Raw genomic sequence first — 15567 nt, forward strand, 5'->3', positions numbered from 1 at the left:
ACCCACGAAGCCGACCCCGAAATCCCCCGACCACTTCACAGACAAGGGACATACGCAATGCCTGAGGCCGTCATAGTTGCCACCGCTCGCTCACCCATAGGACGAGCTCGAAAGGGTTCACTCGTCGACATGCGCGCGGACGATCTGGTGGCGCAGATGGTTCGAGCCGCACTGGACAAGGTGCCGGCGCTCGATCCTGCCGGCATCGACGATCTCATTCTCGGATGCGGCCTTCCCGGCGGCGAGCAGGGCTTCAACATGGCCCGCAACGTGGCAGTCCAACTGGGCTATGACACGCTGCCGGGGACGACCCTCACGCGATACTGCGCGTCCTCGCTGCAGACGACTCGCATGGCCTTCCACGCGATCAAGGCCGGCGAAGGGCACGCTTTCATCTCGGCCGGTGTCGAGGCGATGTCCCGGTTCACCAAGGGGAACTCCGACTCGCTTCCCGATACTCAGAACCCTGTCTTCGCCGATGCCCAGGCCCGGACGGCGGAGCTGGCCGCCGGAGGGCGCACGTGGTCGGATCCCCGGGACGGCGGAGACCTGCCGGATGCCTACATCGCCATGGGGCAGACCGCGGAGAACGTCGCCCAGTTCACCGGTATAAGCCGTGAGGAACAGGACCGTTGGGCGGTCCTCAGTCAGAACCGCGCCGAAGAGGCCCTCAAGAACGGATTCTTCGCCCGCGAGATCGCACCGGTCACCCTGCCGGACGGGACCGTGGTGGCCCAGGACGACAGCCCCCGGGCCGGCACGACGTACGAAGCCGTCAGCAAGCTCGCTCCGGTGTTCCGTCCCGACGGCACCGTCACCGCGGGCAACGCGTGCCCCCTCAACGACGGCGCGGCGGCGCTTGTGATCATGTCCGACACCAAGGCGGACCAACTGGGGCTGACGCCGCTCGCGCGCATCGTATCGACGGGTGTCTCAGCGCTGTCGCCCGAGATCATGGGTCTCGGCCCCATCGAAGCGACCAGGAACGCGCTGAAGCACGCGGGACTGTCCATAACCGACATCGACCTCTTCGAAATCAACGAGGCGTTCGCCGTGCAGGTCCTGGGCTCGGCGCGCGAGCTGGGCATCGATGAGGATCGCTTGAACGTCTCCGGCGGGGCGATCGCTCTCGGCCACCCGTTCGGAATGACCGGCGCGCGCATCACCGCGACCCTGATCAACAACCTGCGGACGAGCGACAAGCAGCTGGGCGTGGAAACCATGTGCGTCGGCGGCGGACAGGGAATGGCGATGGTGGTGGAGCGACTGGTCTAGCTAGTGCTCTGACCACATAGACACCTCAGGCGCCTAACTGATCGTTTCAGAATGATCGCGAGAGCCGCCGCAGGCAGATGATCGAGCAGGCGAGTTCGAGGAGCCCCTGGTGAAGGTCTGCCCGGTGCTCGTAGCGGATGCGCAGGCGCTTGAACTGGTGCAGCCAGGCCAACGCGCGCTCCACGACCCAGCGCACCTTGCCGAGTCCGGAGCCGTGAGCAATGCCGCGTCGGGCGATCAGCGGCTTGATGCCGCGCTTCCACAGCTGACGGCGGTACTTGTCGAAGTCGTAGCCCCGGTCGGCGTACAGTCGCCGGGGCCGACGGCGCGGCCGCCCTCGCAGGCCCCGGATCAATGGGACCGCATCCACCAGCGGCAGGAGCTGGGTGACGTCGTGTCGGTTGCCGCCGGTGAGCGTGACGGCCAGCGGGGTACCGTTGCGGTCGACAATCAGGTGGTGCTTTGAGCCGGGACGGGCACGGTCGAGAGTAATAGTCAAGACCTGTGGATCGGTGAAGTTATCGGCTGATGCTCCGGTGCCATCGGATCTCGCCTTCGTGCCATTCGTCGGTCGGTGTGAGCCCGGCGGCAGTGGCGACGGCAGCGGATGCGCGATGCTCGGGGTGGATGTGGGCGATTACGGTGTGCACCGGCTGCCGGCTGAGCCAGTCGACGAGCCCTTGGGCTGCTTCGGTGGCGATGCCCCTTCCCTGCCACGGGGTCCCCACCACCCAGGCGATCTCGGCGATGGGGCCGTGGCCGGAGGGGCTGACCGTTGCCTGGACTGTGCCCGTCAGGCAGGACTCGTCGCGGAGCCGGATCACCCAGTTCAGCCAGGACACGGCCGGATCGGGAGAGCCTGCCGTCATGCGCTGGTAGCGCGAACGCAGGGCTTGCGGGGTGTCCGGGGTGCCGCCGATGAAGGTGTGCAGGGCCGGGTCGGACAGCACGGAAGCCATCTCCTCGGCGTGCTCGACGTGCAGCGGCAGCAGGTCCAGCCGCCCGGTGCTGATGGCCTGGGCCGCGATGGGGTTCACGCCGCGACCGCCTCGGGGCGTTCGACGAGCTGGCCGCGTTCGAAGCGGGCTCCGGCGCGGACGAGGGCGACGAGGTGGGGTGCGTTCACGGCCCGCCACCGTTGCTGGGCGGACTCGACGAGCTTGAAGACCATGGCCAGGGCGGCGGTGCGGGAGCCAGCGCCACGGGTGACCTTGGTCCGCAGCCGGACGGTGGAGAAGGTCGACTCAATGGGGTTCGTGGTCCGCAGATGGATCCAGTGCTCGGCCGGGAAGCCATAGAACGCCAGCAGTTGCACCTGGTCGTCGGTGATCTTCTTGACCGCCTTGGGGAACTTCGCGCCGTAGAGCTTGGCGAATGTCTTGATCGCCACCTCGGCGTGGTCGTGGTCCTCCGCGTTGTAGATGTCCTGGATCGCCTTCTTCGCGCCCGGCTGCGCGGACTTCGGCATGGAGTCGAGGACGTTGGCCGTTTTGTGAACCCAGCACCTCTGCTCGCAGGTTTCGGGGAACACCTCCGCCAGGGCCTTCCAGAAGCCCAGGGCGCCGTCGCCGACCGCGAGGACCGGGGCGCGCATGCCCCGGCGGGCGCAGTCCCGCAGCAGGTCAGCCCACGACTCGCCGGATTCTCGGTAGCCGTCCTTGAGGGCGACGAGCTCCTTGGAGCCGTCGGCGCGAACCCCGATGAGCACCAGGACGCACGCCTTGGCCTCCTCCAGACGGACGTTGAGGTGGATGCCGTCGGCCCACACGTAGACGTAGTCGACCTCCGACAGGTCGCGGTCCATGAAGGCGGCGTGGTCGGACTGCCACTGCGTCGTCAGCCGGGTAACCGTCGCCGCCGACAGCCCGGCGGAGGAGCCGAGGAACTGCTTCAGGGCGGGCACGAAGTCGCCGGAGGACAGGCCGTGCAAGTAGAGCAGGGACAGCACCTCGCTGATCTTCGGCGACTTGCGGCACCACGGCGGCAGGATCGCGGACGAGAACCGCCTGCGCTCGCCGGTCTGTTCATCGACGCGCTTGTCGTTCACCCGCGGCGCCTTCACCTCGACCACGCCCGCAGCGGTGGTGACCTGCCGGGGTTGGTGATAGCCGTTGCGGACCACCAGGCGGCGCCCCCTGGCGTCGCGCTCATCAGTCAACTCGGCTATTTAGGCGTTGACTTCGGCCTCCAGTGCGGCGGCCAGCATCCGCCGTGCCCCTTCCCGAACAACCTCATCCAACAGCGAACTGCCGCTTGGCGTGGTTCCGTCCTCGTTGACTACGGTAAGCACCGGCGTGCCTTCCCGACCGACGCGGCAACGTCGGCCTTGCTCGATGACCTATCGATCGATCCATCGGGAAGGTACGCCTCCTTCCGTCAGGAGTGATCCACAGGTATTGAGCATTGCTCGGTTCAGCATCCCCATCCCGTCTCTGGCAAGTGGCATTGCTCGATCCGGAGGTGGATGACCTCAGCTGGCCGCATAGTCGCGAAGTACATGCAACCGAAGAATGCTTCAAGATGAGGGCCCCGCCCCCGCTGGCGAGCAACGGCCTCGAGCAGCCGAAGCACCTGGGCCGGATTGGGAACGGCGGCCGGATCGACCTCCTCATTGACTGAGCGTTTTCAGCGTTGCCTCTCCAGGGTGAGGACGGCTTTGGCGATGACGGTCATGCGGTTCGGGCTGATGCGGGATCTGCGGAAGATCTGCCAGGACTTCAGCCGTGCCATGCCGCGTTCGACCGGTGCCCGGGCTGCGGCCAGGGCCGGGTTGACGGTGCGCTGGGTGAGGGTGAGCTCGCCGCCCGGTGGCCGTTTGAGTCCGGTGGTGACCCAGGGGCCGGCGCCGGTGTAGGCACGGTCGGCGAGGACAGGGACACCCTGGCGTTCGCAGATCCGGATGATGCGATGGGTGCGGGCTGCCGTCAGATCGTGGGTGCGACGCGGCAGGGCGGGCGAGATCCACAGCAGCTCGCCGGCCGGATCGGTGAGGACCTGAACGTTCACGCCGTGCCGGCGGTGCTTGGCCGAGTAGTCGGCCCGGCTGTCACCGACGCGGTCGCACTCAGCGAGAGTGCCGTCCAGGAGGACGAAGTCCGGATCGTGCTCGCGCAGCGTCTTGAGTAGGCCAGGGGCTCGTTCGGCGAGCAGGTCGGTCACGCTGGTGACGTACGCGTGGACGGTGCCGACGGAATCCCGAACCCGGCCGCGATCCGGGCGAGGGTGTCGTGGCGGCGCAGGTACACCAGAGCGACGAGCGCACGCTGGTGCGGCGGGAGTTTGCACCGTCGGTCACCCTCGCGGGTGACGATGAGCATGGTGACCCACTCGACCAGGGCGTGGGGCAGGTCGAGTGCGGCAGGATGGGGAACCAACAGGGCTCCTGTGTCGGTGGGTTGAGACGTCGAACACCTCTCTCAACGGCACGGGGGCTTTGTGCGTTGCGGCCCTCACCTCGACCTAACCGGCGTCACCCGATCAGTGGCCACGCTGAAAACGCTCACTGCTGGAGCTTTCCACCGCAACCCCTTGAGGGGGACTGTCCTAAAGATTGTGTATGCCCCGGTGTGACCTAGATGGCATGAGGTGGGACCTCTGCCGGGAAGGATCACCATGGGGACCAAGAGCGAGCACCCCCGCGAGGACTCGAACATCGTACGTACGGGGGCTGAGTTGGCGAGACTGGCGGAGCTGGACCGGGAGTTGGCCGGGCAGTTGGTGGCCCGGGCCCGCGCCGAAGGCGTGAATCTGGTCGGGGAGAACGGGCTGCTGAAGGGGCTGGTGAAGCTGGTCCTGGAGGGGGCTCTGGAGGCTGAGATGAGTGAGCATCTCGGCTATGAGAAGGGCGATTCGGCCGGCGTCGGGTCGGGTAACTCCCGTAACGGCACCTCGAAGAAGACGGTCCTGACCGACGTCGGGCCGGTGGATCTTCAGGTACCGCGGGACCGGGCCGGCAGCTTCGCACCGGCCATCGTGCCCAAGCACTCCCGCCGGGTGCAGGGCTTCGACGCGGCGATCCTGTCGCTGTATGCCAAGGGCTTGACGACTGGGGAGATCCAGGCCCATCTGTCGGAGATCTACGACGTGGAGGTCTCCCGCGACCTGATCTCCCGGGCCACGCACCAGGTCAGCTCGGAGTTGGAAGCCTGGCGCAACCGGCCGCTGGATCGTGTCTACGCCGTCGTCATGATCGATGCCATCGTCGTGAAGGTCAGGGACGGAGCCGTCGCCAATCGTCCGGTCTACGTCGCAGTGGGCATCAATCTCGAGGGCGAGCGGGACGTGCTGGGGATGTGGGTCGGCAAGGGCGGCGAGGGCGCCAAGACCTGGATGACCTGGCTGACCGAACTCCGCAACCGCGGGGTGGAGGACGTGTTGATCGCCTGCTGTGACGGGCTGAAGGGACTGCCGGAGTCGATCCAGAACACCTGGCCGCAGGCGGATGTGCAGCTGTGCGTGGTCCACATGGTCCGCGCCAGCCTGAAGTACGCCTCCACCAAGTACTGGGCGCAGATCGCCAAGGAACTCCGCCACGTCTATACCGCCGCCAACGCGGACGCGGCAGAGGCCCGTTTCTCGGAGTTCGAGGCCGAATGGGGCACCCGCTACCCGGCCTTGATCGGAGTGTGGCGCCGCAACTGGGAACACTTCGTGATGTTCCTCCGCTTCCCGCCCGAGATCCGCAAGATCGTCTATACGACGAACATGATCGAGAGCCTCAACGCCCGCTTCCGCCAGGCCACCCGCCGACGTGGGCACTTCCCCGACGAGGACTCCGCTCTGAAGGTGCTCTACCTCGTCATCCGCGACCGACAGCCCAACCGCCCCAACGTCACCGGCCGCACCCGCAACTGGAAGGAGGCCATCAACACCCTCGCCGGCTTCTACGGCGACCGCGTCCTTGAGAATCAGTAGCAACAGCACACGACACAGAAGAAGCGTCAGTACCAGGGCTTACACAAAGAACAAGACACTCCCGCTGCTGGACGTCGGCGGCTACTTCGCACCAGCCCTGGACACCCTGTACGACCGGTTCTCCGGCCGCATCCTGGGCGTGGTCGAAGACACCGAGAACGGCCACAAGCGCTACGCCGAGCACGACAAGTTGCCCTGCCCGGTTGTCTCCGTGGCTCGTTCCCCGCTCAAGGACCCCGAAGACTTCCTCGTCGGCCAGTCGGTGGTGTTCTCCACCGAGGCCCTCATGCGCGACCAGGGCGACATCCTCAACGGCCGCCACGCCCTCGTGATCGGCTTCGGCAAACTCGGCTCCAGCATCGCCCGCCTGCTGCACGCCAAAGCCGTACGCGTCACCGTGTACGACATCGACCCGGTTCGCCGGGCACAGGCGCTGTCGCAGGGGTTCACGGTCGCCCGCGATCGCGAGGCGGCGCTCATGGGCGCCGGCCTGGTCCTGTGCGCCACCGGGGCCGTGTCCCTCCGCGGTGAGGACTTCTCGGCCCTGCGCAACGGGGCATACGTCGCCACGGTCACCAGCAGCGAGGAGGAACTCGACCTCGACGGCCTGCCCGACATCTACACCGGCACACCCACAGGTGACCACGTCACCCGCTACCGAACCACCGGCCACTACTTCTACTTGCTCAACGACGGCAACGCAGTCAACTTCCTCCACGGCGCCAGCGTGGGCCCGTTCATCCACCTCGTGCAGGCCGAGATACTCGCCGGAATCCGCATGCTCACCCAAGGAGACCTCGACCCCGGTATGCACGAGGCCGACGCCACCGACCGGAGCACGATCGCCGCGACGTGGCTCAACTATTTCAACCGGTGAGGAGCACCATGCCCATCACAACACAGCACGTACGCGACACCCTCGACGCCTACCTCACCCAGCGTCCCGACGAGAAGGACCAGCTGGCGGTACTCACCGAGGTGCTCGACGAGGCCGCCGACTCGATCGTCTCCCGCAAGAAGTACCGCGGCCACGCCACCGCCGGCGCGATCCTGCTCCGTCCCGACGGCCCAATCCTCCAGATCGAACACAAGGCCCTCGGCACCTGGCTCTTCCCCGGCGGCCACGTCGAGGACTCCGACACCTCTCTCCTGGACGCCGCGCTGCGCGAGCTCGCCGAGGCGACGGGCATCGCCGCCGACCAGGTCCGGTTCGACAGTGGCATCCCCTTGCACATCGACGCCCACCCGATCCCCGCCAACCCTGTCAAGGGCGAGGATGCGCACCAGCACTTCGACTTCCGGTTCCTCTTCCGCACCGGGAACACCGCCGTCGAACTGCAGGAGGAGGAAGTCACCAACTACACCTGGCAGTTTGCCGACTCACTCACGACCGAACCTCTGCGCAGCCGAGTCCTGGGGACGATCAGGCCGAACACCGGTACCGACGCTCCCCAATAGGCCGGTCGGTCCCACGCGGAGCCGCCTCGACGGGCGCACTCGCGCCCGTAAGCCCTTTCCCCTCGGCCGCATTCATCTGATGAAGTCCGCTCGTAGAACCGAAAAAACACCGTCAGCCGGACAGACTCCGGCTATCCCGAGCCTTCGCGTTCCTCCTCCCCCGCCCCCTTGTCACGCCGTCCCGCCCACAGCTGGGACACCAGCAAGGCACTCGGTATCTGCGCCGCACTCGGGCTGATCACGGGCGGGGCCACCACCCTCTGGTGACCCACCCGGCGATGCAGGCCGGGTGGGTGCGAGGGGAATACGGGCGCCGCGGGCCCTCCGCTTGCCCTGTCCCCCGAAGGGGGCAAGTGGAGTCAGCTCCCGCTGACCGCGATCTCGTAGTCGCCGATGAGGTCGCCGAGCAGGGTGCCCGCGAGGATGTCGCTCGGTACGTGGCCGGCCATGTAGACGCGGGAGTAGACGACTTCGTCCTGCATCCACCGGTAGTCCGCGGCGCGATGCGGCGCGAGGGAGCTGAGCACGGTGACCGCGGCAGCGGCCCGGGCGGCGTGCCGGGAGGGGTAGGAGTACGGGCCCTTGGCGCCTGCCTTGATGTGCTTGTCCGGGCGCAGGGTCGGGTCGAGGACGAACGGGGCGGGCTGCTTGTCACGGGCGGCGAGCTGGTCGCTGATGGTCTTGGCCACCTTCAGGGCGGACTTGAGCTGGGCCTTCTCCGCCGTGCCCTGGGCGGCGGGGATCAGTTCGCGCTGGTCGTGCTGGTAGAGCTTCCAGATGTCCTTCTTGCCGTAGAGCTCCAGCCAGGTGGCGGCCTTCTTCCCGCGGGCAGTACGGGTCTTGGCGAGCTGTTGGACCTGGTGCAGTTCGGCGGTGCGGGCCTTGGCGGACGGCGGTGCGGGGATCTGCCGGGCGGCCCAGGCGGCGAACGCCTTGTCGTCGCGTGTGGTCCCGTGCTGTGCCTTCCACCGGGCGAAGAGGTCGTCGGCCTTCTTGTGCTGGGCGGTGACCTGGGTGCCGAGCGGGGTGATCGCCGCGTCGGTGAAGAGCGTGGGCGGCGGGTTCTCCTTGATGCGCTCCGTCGCACCGGGATTCTTCTTGGCGGAGGCCGAGGCCGTGGTCAGCTGCGGCCGCAGCAGGCCGAAGGAGGCGGCCGCGACGGCGAGGATCGCGATGACGGCGTACGGCCACTTGATGCTGCGCAGAGCGCTCATGCGGCGTGGTCCCTTTCGAGGAGCTTGGCCGGCGCCGTATGCGGGCCGGTCAGGAAGTGGCTGCGGGCAAGACGGCGTACGTCGTTGTCGGGAAGGCCGGGGGTCAGCAGCGCCTGCCCGACGATGTACTTACTGAGGGACACCGGCCGGGCGCCGAGGCGCAGGAGCAGCCGGTCGGCGGGAGCGGGGCCGACGCCTCCCTTGGTCTCCACGAGGACATGGCCGGGGTCGAGCGCGACCGTGCGGTCGCCGTCGCCCTGGTGGCAGGTGAGGACACCGTCGAGCGTGACGCGAGTACCGTGCTGCAGGTCGGCGAGGGCGGCACGGACGTAGCGGATCTCCGCGGCGGGAGACAGCTCCGCGGCGCAGACGGGGATCGCGGCGCCCGCGAGTACCTTGTCCACGAACTCGGCCGCCTGCGCGTCCAGTTGGCCGTACGCCGCTGCCGGGACCGTCAGCGCTTGCTTGACCGTGGCGCCGCGGCCGTCCTTGGTCTTGACCTCGACCCGACACAGTGCGTCCTCCGCGTACAGCCGGGTGCGCACCTTCCAGCGGCGGCGGCGCCGCTGGACGTGGGCGCGCCAGGCGCCGAGCCGCGGGGTGTCGAAGTAGGTGCTGTGGTAGCTGGTCGTACGGCGTCCGTCGAGGTCCAGGACCTGGTGGCTGTCGGCGAGTTGCTCGACGAACCGGCGGGTGCGGTCGAGGGGGACGAGGTACTTGCGGTCGGTGCGGTGCTGGAGGGCGGCGGCCGCGTCGACCTCGGCGAGCGTCGCGCCGGGCAACTGGGAGAGACCGAGTGCGGTGGCGAAGGAGGCGGCGGATATCACAGCGTCCTCCCGGCGTCCCGTGCCGCGGGGACGTCGACCTCCGTGACGGCGGAGATCTCCGTGACGGTCGCGGGCTCGCCCGGCTCGGCCGGGTAGTGGGCCGAGACCCGGGTCGTCTCGCGTACGTAGTCGACCTCGTCGACGTCCACGGACAGGGGCACCTGGCCGAACCGGGCCGCGACGTCCCACAGGATGTCGGCCTGGTCGGGGTAGGTCCGGTCGAGGGTGAGCTTCACCACCCGGGTCGGGTTGTACGTGCGCGGGTCGTCGACCACCAGGACCGCCACGAGCACGAGGGCGTTCAGCACGATGACGAGCCAGCCCGCGCGCTGCGGCAGCCCGGTGCACAGGGCGATGACCAGCGCGGCGAAGGTGTAGGCGACGTCCCGCAGGGTGAACGCCGCGCTGCGCAGCCGGACCAGGGAGAGGATGCCGAACAGGCCGAAGCCGACCCCGGTCGGGAACTTGCCCGCGCTGATCACGCCCATCGCGGCGAACAGGCCGATGTTCAGCGCGGTCAGGACGAGCGGCATCTCCGGTGCGCTGCGGCGGCGCCGGTAGAGCCAGCCGACCAGGATCAGCAGGGCTATGACGTCGAGCCCGCCTCGCGTGATCAGGTCCATGGGGGCGATCTGGTTCGTGATCCCCTTGGCGGCGAGCACCGATATCACCGTATCCAGCGCGTGCATGGCAGTTCCTTCCCGGCGGCGCGCCAAGCGGCGGACCTGCCCCGGTCCGCGAAGCACCGCGACACGAAGGACGCTAGGGATGGCGCATGAACAGACCATGAAGGCTTCTCGATGCCCGGCGTCAGGGCGGTCTCGCGCCCGGTTAGCCTGACCGTCATGCACTACCTGGTCGTCGACGACGAGACCCGCCTGACCGATCTGGTCGTCCGCTACCTCAGCGAGTCCGGCCATACGGCCGAAGGCCGATACGACGGGCCCTCCGGCCTCGCCGCCGCCCGCGATCCCCGCCTCGACGCCGTCGTCCTCGATGTCATGCTCCCCCGCATGGACGGCGTCGAGGTGTGCCGCACCCTGCGCGGTGAGGGCGTCGACGTCCCCGTGATCCTGCTCACCGCGCGCGGCGCCGTGAGCGAGCGGGTCGCCGGGCTCGACGCCGGCGCCGACGACTACGTCGTCAAGCCCTTCGCGATGGAGGAGCTGCTCGCCCGCCTGCGCGCGATCTCACGCCGCCGCGCCGACCCCGCGGGCCGCCTCCGGATCGGCGACCTCGTCCTCGACCCCGAGCAGCAGCGGGCCTGGCGGGGCGGCTGCGAACTCGACCTGTCTCGGCGGGAGTTCGCCGTGCTGCACGTACTGATGGAGAACGCGGGCCGGGTGGTCTCGCGGCTGCAGCTCCTCAACGAGGTCTGGGACGGCGAGACAGACCTGCGCAGCAACGCCATAGACGTCCACGTCTCCAAGCTGCGCGCCAAGGTCGACCGGGCCTTCGACCGCACCACCATCACGACGCTGCGCGGCCGGGGCTACCGCCTGGAGACCGCTCCGTGACACGGTCCGGGCGCCTGCCCGCACGATTCCAGCGCCTGCCCGTCGCCGCCCGCCTGATGCTGGCCGTCGCCCTCGCCATGTCCCTCGTCCTGGCCGGGGCCGCGGGCCTGGTCTACTGGCGGGTCGAAGCCGCCCTGGACGGACAGCTCGACGAGGACCTGGCCACGTACCAGCAGAGTCTGGACCGGGCCGTCGGCACCGGTGCGGGCCTGCCGACCGGTCCCGACGGGAGTCTCCACCAGGTCCTTGCCTCTGACGGCCGGGTGCTGCGCTCCAGCGACACCGTCCGTGATCAGCTGCTCCTCACGCCCGCCGAACGCGAAGCCGTCGCACGCGGCGCCACCGTCCGGCGCGACATCGGGGCTCTGCTGCCCATCACCGACGGCACCCTGCGGCTGCGAGCCGAGCGCGTCACCTCCGACGGACAGACCCGCATCGTGGTCGCCGCCGTCCAACGTGGCCACCGCGACGAGGCACTGCGCGAGCTCCTCGCCCAACTGGCCCTCGCCTCCGGGCTGACGTTGCTGGCGGCCTCGTACGTCGGCTACCGCACCGCCCGCGCCGCCCTGCGCCCCGTCGAGCGCTACCGCAGCGGCGCCGCCACCCTCGCCAACAGCGCGGACGGCGCCCAGGACCTGCGCCTCGAAGTACCCACCGACCGCGACGACGAGATCACCCGGCTCGGCCACACCCTCAACCGCATGCTCGACCGGCTGGCAGCCTCCGCCGCCCGCGAGCACCAGTTCATCGCGGACGCCAGCCACGAACTGCGCACCCCGCTCACCCTGATGCGCGCCGAACTCGACGTCGCGCTGCACCGGCCGCGCACCGCCGAGGAACTCACCGACACGCTGCGCTCCGTCGACACCGAGGTGCGCCGCCTGATCACCCTGGCCAACGCCCTCCTCGACCTCGAACAGCTCGGCAGCGGCGAAGGCATCCAGCGCACTGAGACCGGCCTCGGCCACCTCCTCGACGATGCCTGCGCCCCGTACCGGACAGCCGCCGAACGCGACGGACGCACCCTCACCGTCGAACACGACCGCGCCACCGTCCACGTCGACCCGCGCTGGCTCGAACCGGCCATCGGCACCCTCCTGGACAACGCCCTGCGCCACGGCAGCGGCGCGATCCGACTGCAGGCCGAGACCCACGACGGCCGCCTGCGCCTGTCCGTCACCGACCAGGGCCCCGGCTTCCCACCGGACTTCCTCCCGCACGCCTTCGACCGCTTCAGCCGGGCCGAGGCCAGCCGCACCACGCCCGGTACGGGACTGGGCCTGGCCCTCGTGGCCGCGGTCGCCGCGTCGCACAACGGCACAGCCCACGCCGAGAACACCCCTCACGGGGCCACGGTCACGCTCGACATCCCCTGCTGAGAGCCGGTCAGCGGCATCGAGAGGCGCGGCGTGCGAGGCCGAGTGCCGGGCCGATCGCGAGCAGGACGGCGAGTGCCGCGTAGCCGAGGGTGAGGGTGGTGAGCGTGGCGACGGCGGCGACCAGGAGCGGGCCGCCCGCGTCGCCGAGTTCGCGGCCGAGTTCGGCGGCGCCCATGGTCTGGCCGAGCCGTTCGGTGGGAGTGGAGGCGGCCAGGGCGGCGAAGCCGAGGGGGGTGATCAGGCCGGTTCCGACGCCGATCAGGGCCGCGCCGGACAGCACGCCGAGCAGGCCCGGCAGCATCGCGCAGGCCAGACCCGCGGCGGTGATCAGCAGCCCCACGGTGATGCCGCCGCGCGCGGTGAGGCGGCCGCCGTCCAGGGCCCGACCGGCGCGGGGCTGGACGATCGCGGCGCAGGCGGCGAGCACCGACACCGCGGCCCCGGTGGTGACCGTGCCCAGTCCGGCCGCCCGGCCGGAGACGGGCAGGAAGCCCACGCCGACCGACAGAGCGGCGGTCGCGGCGGCCAGTGCCGCCGTCGGGCGGAGGAAGGCGGGATGGGTCAGCCTCCGGGCCAGGTCGAGGACCGTCTGCCGGGCCTTGGGCAGCGGAGGTACGACGGGGACGGCGAGCGCGGCCCACACCGCGACCGCCGCGCCGAGCACCACCAGCACCGTGAACATCAGCCGTAGACCCCCGGCCCACACCAGCACCCCGCCGAGCAGCGGGCCGAGGGTGTAGCCGATGGACTTGTAGAAGCCGTAACTGCCGAAGGCCCGGCCGTGCTTGGCCGCCGGGTTGAGGCGGGCGACCAGCGCGGACGCCGAGGGCGAGAAGGCGGAGGCGGCGGCGCCCTGGCCCAGGCGCGCCGCCCACAGCCAGCCGGGGCTGTCCGCCACCGCGTACACGGCGGAGGCGGCGGCGAACGCGACGAGCCCTCCCAGCAGCACCGGGCGCGCGCCGACGCGGTCGGCGAGGGTGCCGAAGACAGGCTTGAGCAGCACCTCGGCCCCGTCGTACAGGGCGAGCAAGCCACCCAGCACCATCAGCGAGGTGACCGCGTCGTCGGAGAAGCCCCCGAGGTTGGCGGCGATGCCGTGGGCGCCGAAGGCGGTGGTGAATCCGGCGGCGTACAGCGGCCACATCTGCCGGGCGGGCGCGGTCCGCACCTCCGGAGCCTGGGTCATCCGCTTTGCTCCGGTGCCTCGTGCAGGGCACGGAAGACCCGCTCCGCGTAGTCCTCACAGGCGGCCGTGCACTGCTTGAGGCGCTCGGTGGCCTCGGCCGCGTCCGCCGTGCCGAACACGTCCCGGGCGGTCAGATCGCGATGCCAGCGCCGCAGCCGCTCCAAGGAGTGTTCCTCTTCCTCCAACTCGGCAAGCGTGAACTTGGCGATCCGTATCTCCTTGGCCAGCTCCTCTTCGAACTTGCCGCAGTCGGCGAGGAACTCCGCCCAGTCCTCCTGGCGTGCAGCGGCGAACAGCGACCGGAGGTGTGCGGAATCGGCGGGCGTGCGGCCAGAGGCATCGAGGGTCACGACCTCCCCGCCGGCCCGGTCGGCAAGCTCGACCGCGCGCGCCAGGCCGTCGGCGAACACCGGTACGTCGGGGACGGTCCAGGTGCCCTGGCCCAGGGAGAGCGCGCCGATCCGGCGCAGCTCCCGCCAGACCGCGACGCGGTGGCGGGAGGGACCGCTGGGCAGCCGCACCAGCAGCACCACCCAGCGCACAGCGGCCCAATCGATAGTCACACGGAGGAATGTATCAGTCGTTACATCCAGTCACGGATTGGTCAGGCGGTGAGTGCTCCAGTGGCGAGCAGCGCGAGGAGCAGCGTGCCGATGATGATCCGGTAGATGACGAAGGCGTTGAAAGAGTGCCCGGCGACGAACTTCAGCAGCCAGGCGATGGAAGCGTAAGCGACCACGAAGGACACGGCCGTGCCCACCGCGAGCGGCACGGCGCCGACCCCGGCACCGACGGCGTCCTTGAGTTCGTACAGGCCCGCGCCGGTCAGGGCCGGGATGCCGAGGAAGAAGGAGAGCCGGGTGGCGGCCACCCGGTCGAGGTCGCGGTGAGGGCGGTGGACATGGTGGCGCCGGAGCGGGAGAAGCCGGGGAAGAGCAGGGCGAGGATCTGTGAACTGCCCACCGACATGGCGTCCTTGAGGGTGGTGTCGTCCTCGCCTCGCTTGTGGCGGCCCATCTGGTCGGCCGCCCACATGAGGCCGCTGCCTGCGATCAGCGATCCGGCGACCACCCACAGGGAGGCGAGGGATCCCTCGATGAGCGGCTTGGCGGCCAGGCCCACGGCGACGATCGGGATGGTCGCGTAGATGACCCACCAGGCGAACTTGTAGTCGTGGTTCTGGCGTTCCTCCCGGTTGCGCAGTCCACGCCCCCAGGCGGAGACGATCCGGACGATGTCCTTGAAGAAGTACACGAGGACGGCGGCGATCGCGCCGACCTGGATGACCGCGGTGAAGCCGACGACGGAGGTGTCGTCGACCGGGATGTTCATCAGCCCTTCGGTGATCTTGAGGTGGTCGGTGGAGGAGACGGGGAGGAACTCGGTCACTCCCTCGACGACTCCGAGGACGACGGCCTGACCGATGCTAATGGCACTCACGAGGATCCATCTCTGCGTGGGTGGGGCGGTTGGGTGCGGTAGACCAGCACGGTCGGCGCAGGACCGGGCGCACCCGGCCATGGGGTGCTGTTCGCGGGTACAGGCGCATGGCACACTCGGGGGGCGGCAACGTGGCGTCGTTGTGTTGCTCGACGGCACTCTCGTCCGTACTCGCAGGCGAATCGGGGATGCCAACCGGCCGAACTCAGCGGGAAGCACAAGCCCCATGGCCTGCTGTTTCCCGGCCTGACCGACGAGCGCGACAACCTGGTGTGGATCTCGGCGGCAAGGCCGGGCCGCTCAAGCGAGGTGACCACCGCCCGGCACAACAAGATCAGCCAAGCTGCGGGGAGTCGG

General features: G+C 69.4%; 12 protein-coding genes and 5 pseudogenes. 6 read left to right on the top strand and 11 right to left on the bottom strand.

From position 1 onward, the window contains the following. Positions 1-57 precede the first annotated feature (57 nt). A complete protein-coding gene (locus OG819_RS00345; protein WP_266647385.1) occupies positions 58-1275 on the top strand; it encodes an acetyl-CoA C-acetyltransferase in 1218 nt (405 codons plus the stop codon). A 46-nt stretch (positions 1276-1321) separates the two neighbouring features. Here the strand turns inward: OG819_RS00345 and OG819_RS00350 are convergent. The 5 genes and pseudogenes from OG819_RS00350 to OG819_RS00370 form a co-directional block, all read right to left on the bottom strand. Then, a pseudogene (locus OG819_RS00350) lies at positions 1322-1759 on the bottom strand (IS5 family transposase); the annotation flags it as partial. A gap of 34 nt (positions 1760-1793) precedes the next feature. Continuing rightward, positions 1794-2312 carry a GNAT family N-acetyltransferase gene (locus OG819_RS00355; protein ID WP_266647387.1) on the bottom strand — a complete coding sequence of 173 codons (519 nt, stop codon included), beginning with the start codon at positions 2310-2312 and terminating at the stop codon, positions 1794-1796. Beyond that, positions 2309-3565: pseudogene (locus tag OG819_RS00360) on the bottom strand (IS256 family transposase). Before OG819_RS00360 ends, OG819_RS00355 begins: the two are co-directional and overlap by 4 nt. A gap of 128 nt (positions 3566-3693) precedes the next feature. After that, positions 3694-3891, bottom strand: a pseudogene (locus tag OG819_RS00365) (integrase); the annotation flags it as partial. A 9-nt stretch (positions 3892-3900) separates the two neighbouring features. Next, positions 3901-4649, bottom strand: a pseudogene (locus OG819_RS00370) (transposase family protein). Positions 4650-4887: 238 nt separating this feature from the next. Between OG819_RS00370 and OG819_RS00375 the strand changes: the two are divergent. From OG819_RS00375 to OG819_RS00385, 3 genes are read left to right on the top strand one after another with little or no spacing between them, the layout of a single operon-like run. After that, entirely contained in the window at positions 4888-6189 is a 1302-nt protein-coding gene (locus OG819_RS00375; protein WP_266647389.1) for an IS256 family transposase, read from the top strand. After that, on the top strand, positions 6182-7066 hold the full coding sequence (locus OG819_RS00380) for an adenosylhomocysteinase (protein WP_266652506.1): 885 nt from the start codon (positions 6182-6184) through the stop codon (positions 7064-7066). Before OG819_RS00375 ends, OG819_RS00380 begins: the two co-directional genes overlap by 8 nt. An 8-nt stretch (positions 7067-7074) precedes the next feature. Beyond that, positions 7075-7647, top strand: a complete 573-nt coding sequence (locus tag OG819_RS00385; RefSeq protein WP_266647391.1) for an NUDIX domain-containing protein — start codon at positions 7075-7077, stop codon at positions 7645-7647. Positions 7648-8006: 359 nt separating this feature from the next. On the opposite strand, the gene OG819_RS00390 is transcribed toward OG819_RS00385, so the two are convergent. From OG819_RS00390 to OG819_RS00400, 3 genes are read right to left on the bottom strand one after another with little or no spacing between them, the layout of a single operon-like run. Further along, positions 8007-8861 (bottom strand): phosphatase PAP2 family protein, encoded by an 855-nt coding sequence (locus OG819_RS00390; RefSeq protein ID WP_266647393.1) that lies wholly within the window; start codon positions 8859-8861, stop codon positions 8007-8009. Further along, the gene (locus OG819_RS00395) at positions 8858-9688 is read right to left on the bottom strand and encodes a polyphosphate polymerase domain-containing protein (protein ID WP_266647394.1); all 831 of its coding nucleotides are present in this window, start codon (positions 9686-9688) and stop codon (positions 8858-8860) included. The genes OG819_RS00390 and OG819_RS00395 overlap by 4 nt, the downstream gene beginning before the upstream one ends. Further along, positions 9685-10377, bottom strand: a complete 693-nt coding sequence (locus tag OG819_RS00400; RefSeq protein WP_266630298.1) for a DUF4956 domain-containing protein — start codon at positions 10375-10377, stop codon at positions 9685-9687. The genes OG819_RS00395 and OG819_RS00400 overlap by 4 nt, the downstream gene beginning before the upstream one ends. Positions 10378-10533: 156 nt before the next feature. On the opposite strand from OG819_RS00400, the gene OG819_RS00405 reads away from it, so the two are divergent. After that, positions 10534-11205: a response regulator transcription factor gene (locus tag OG819_RS00405; RefSeq protein WP_266630296.1), complete on the top strand. Its 672-nt coding sequence runs from the start codon at positions 10534-10536 to the stop codon at positions 11203-11205. Then, positions 11202-12584: an ATP-binding protein gene (locus OG819_RS00410; RefSeq protein WP_266647396.1), complete on the top strand. Its 1383-nt coding sequence runs from the start codon at positions 11202-11204 to the stop codon at positions 12582-12584. The genes OG819_RS00405 and OG819_RS00410 overlap by 4 nt, the downstream gene beginning before the upstream one ends. A gap of 7 nt (positions 12585-12591) precedes the next feature. Here OG819_RS00410 and OG819_RS00415 read toward each other — a convergent pair whose 3' ends face one another. From OG819_RS00415 to OG819_RS00425, 3 genes and pseudogenes are all read right to left on the bottom strand, one after another. After that, positions 12592-13728, bottom strand: a complete 1137-nt coding sequence (locus OG819_RS00415; protein ID WP_266634796.1) for an MFS transporter — start codon at positions 13726-13728, stop codon at positions 12592-12594. Between the two features lie 38 nt (positions 13729-13766). After that, complete coding sequence (locus OG819_RS00420) at positions 13767-14333, bottom strand: Chromate resistance protein ChrB (protein ID WP_266647398.1); 567 nt, start codon at positions 14331-14333, stop codon at positions 13767-13769. Positions 14334-14374: 41 nt separating this feature from the next. Next, positions 14375-15210: pseudogene (locus OG819_RS00425) on the bottom strand (undecaprenyl-diphosphate phosphatase). Positions 15211-15567: the final 357 nt, after the last annotated feature.

The sequence above is a fragment of the Streptomyces sp. NBC_01549 genome (genome assembly GCF_026339955.1).
In the GTDB taxonomy this organism is placed as follows: domain Bacteria; phylum Actinomycetota; class Actinomycetes; order Streptomycetales; family Streptomycetaceae; genus Streptomyces.

What these genes read in the sequence shown, in the direction of transcription:
- OG819_RS00345 (WP_266647385.1), top strand. Translation starts at nt 58, where the DNA reads ATGCCTGAGGCCGTCATAGTTGCCACCGCTCGCTCACCCATAGGACGA.
- OG819_RS00375 (WP_266647389.1), top strand. Translation starts at nt 4,888, where the DNA reads ATGGGGACCAAGAGCGAGCACCCCCGCGAGGACTCGAACATCGTACGT.
- OG819_RS00385 (WP_266647391.1), top strand. Translation starts at nt 7,075, where the DNA reads ATGCCCATCACAACACAGCACGTACGCGACACCCTCGACGCCTACCTC.
- OG819_RS00390 (WP_266647393.1), bottom strand. Translation starts at nt 8,861, where the DNA reads ATGAGCGCTCTGCGCAGCATCAAGTGGCCGTACGCCGTCATCGCGATC.
- OG819_RS00400 (WP_266630298.1), bottom strand. Translation starts at nt 10,377, where the DNA reads ATGCACGCGCTGGATACGGTGATATCGGTGCTCGCCGCCAAGGGGATC.
- OG819_RS00405 (WP_266630296.1), top strand. Translation starts at nt 10,534, where the DNA reads ATGCACTACCTGGTCGTCGACGACGAGACCCGCCTGACCGATCTGGTC.
- OG819_RS00415 (WP_266634796.1), bottom strand. Translation starts at nt 13,728, where the DNA reads ATGTGGCCGCTGTACGCCGCCGGATTCACCACCGCCTTCGGCGCCCAC.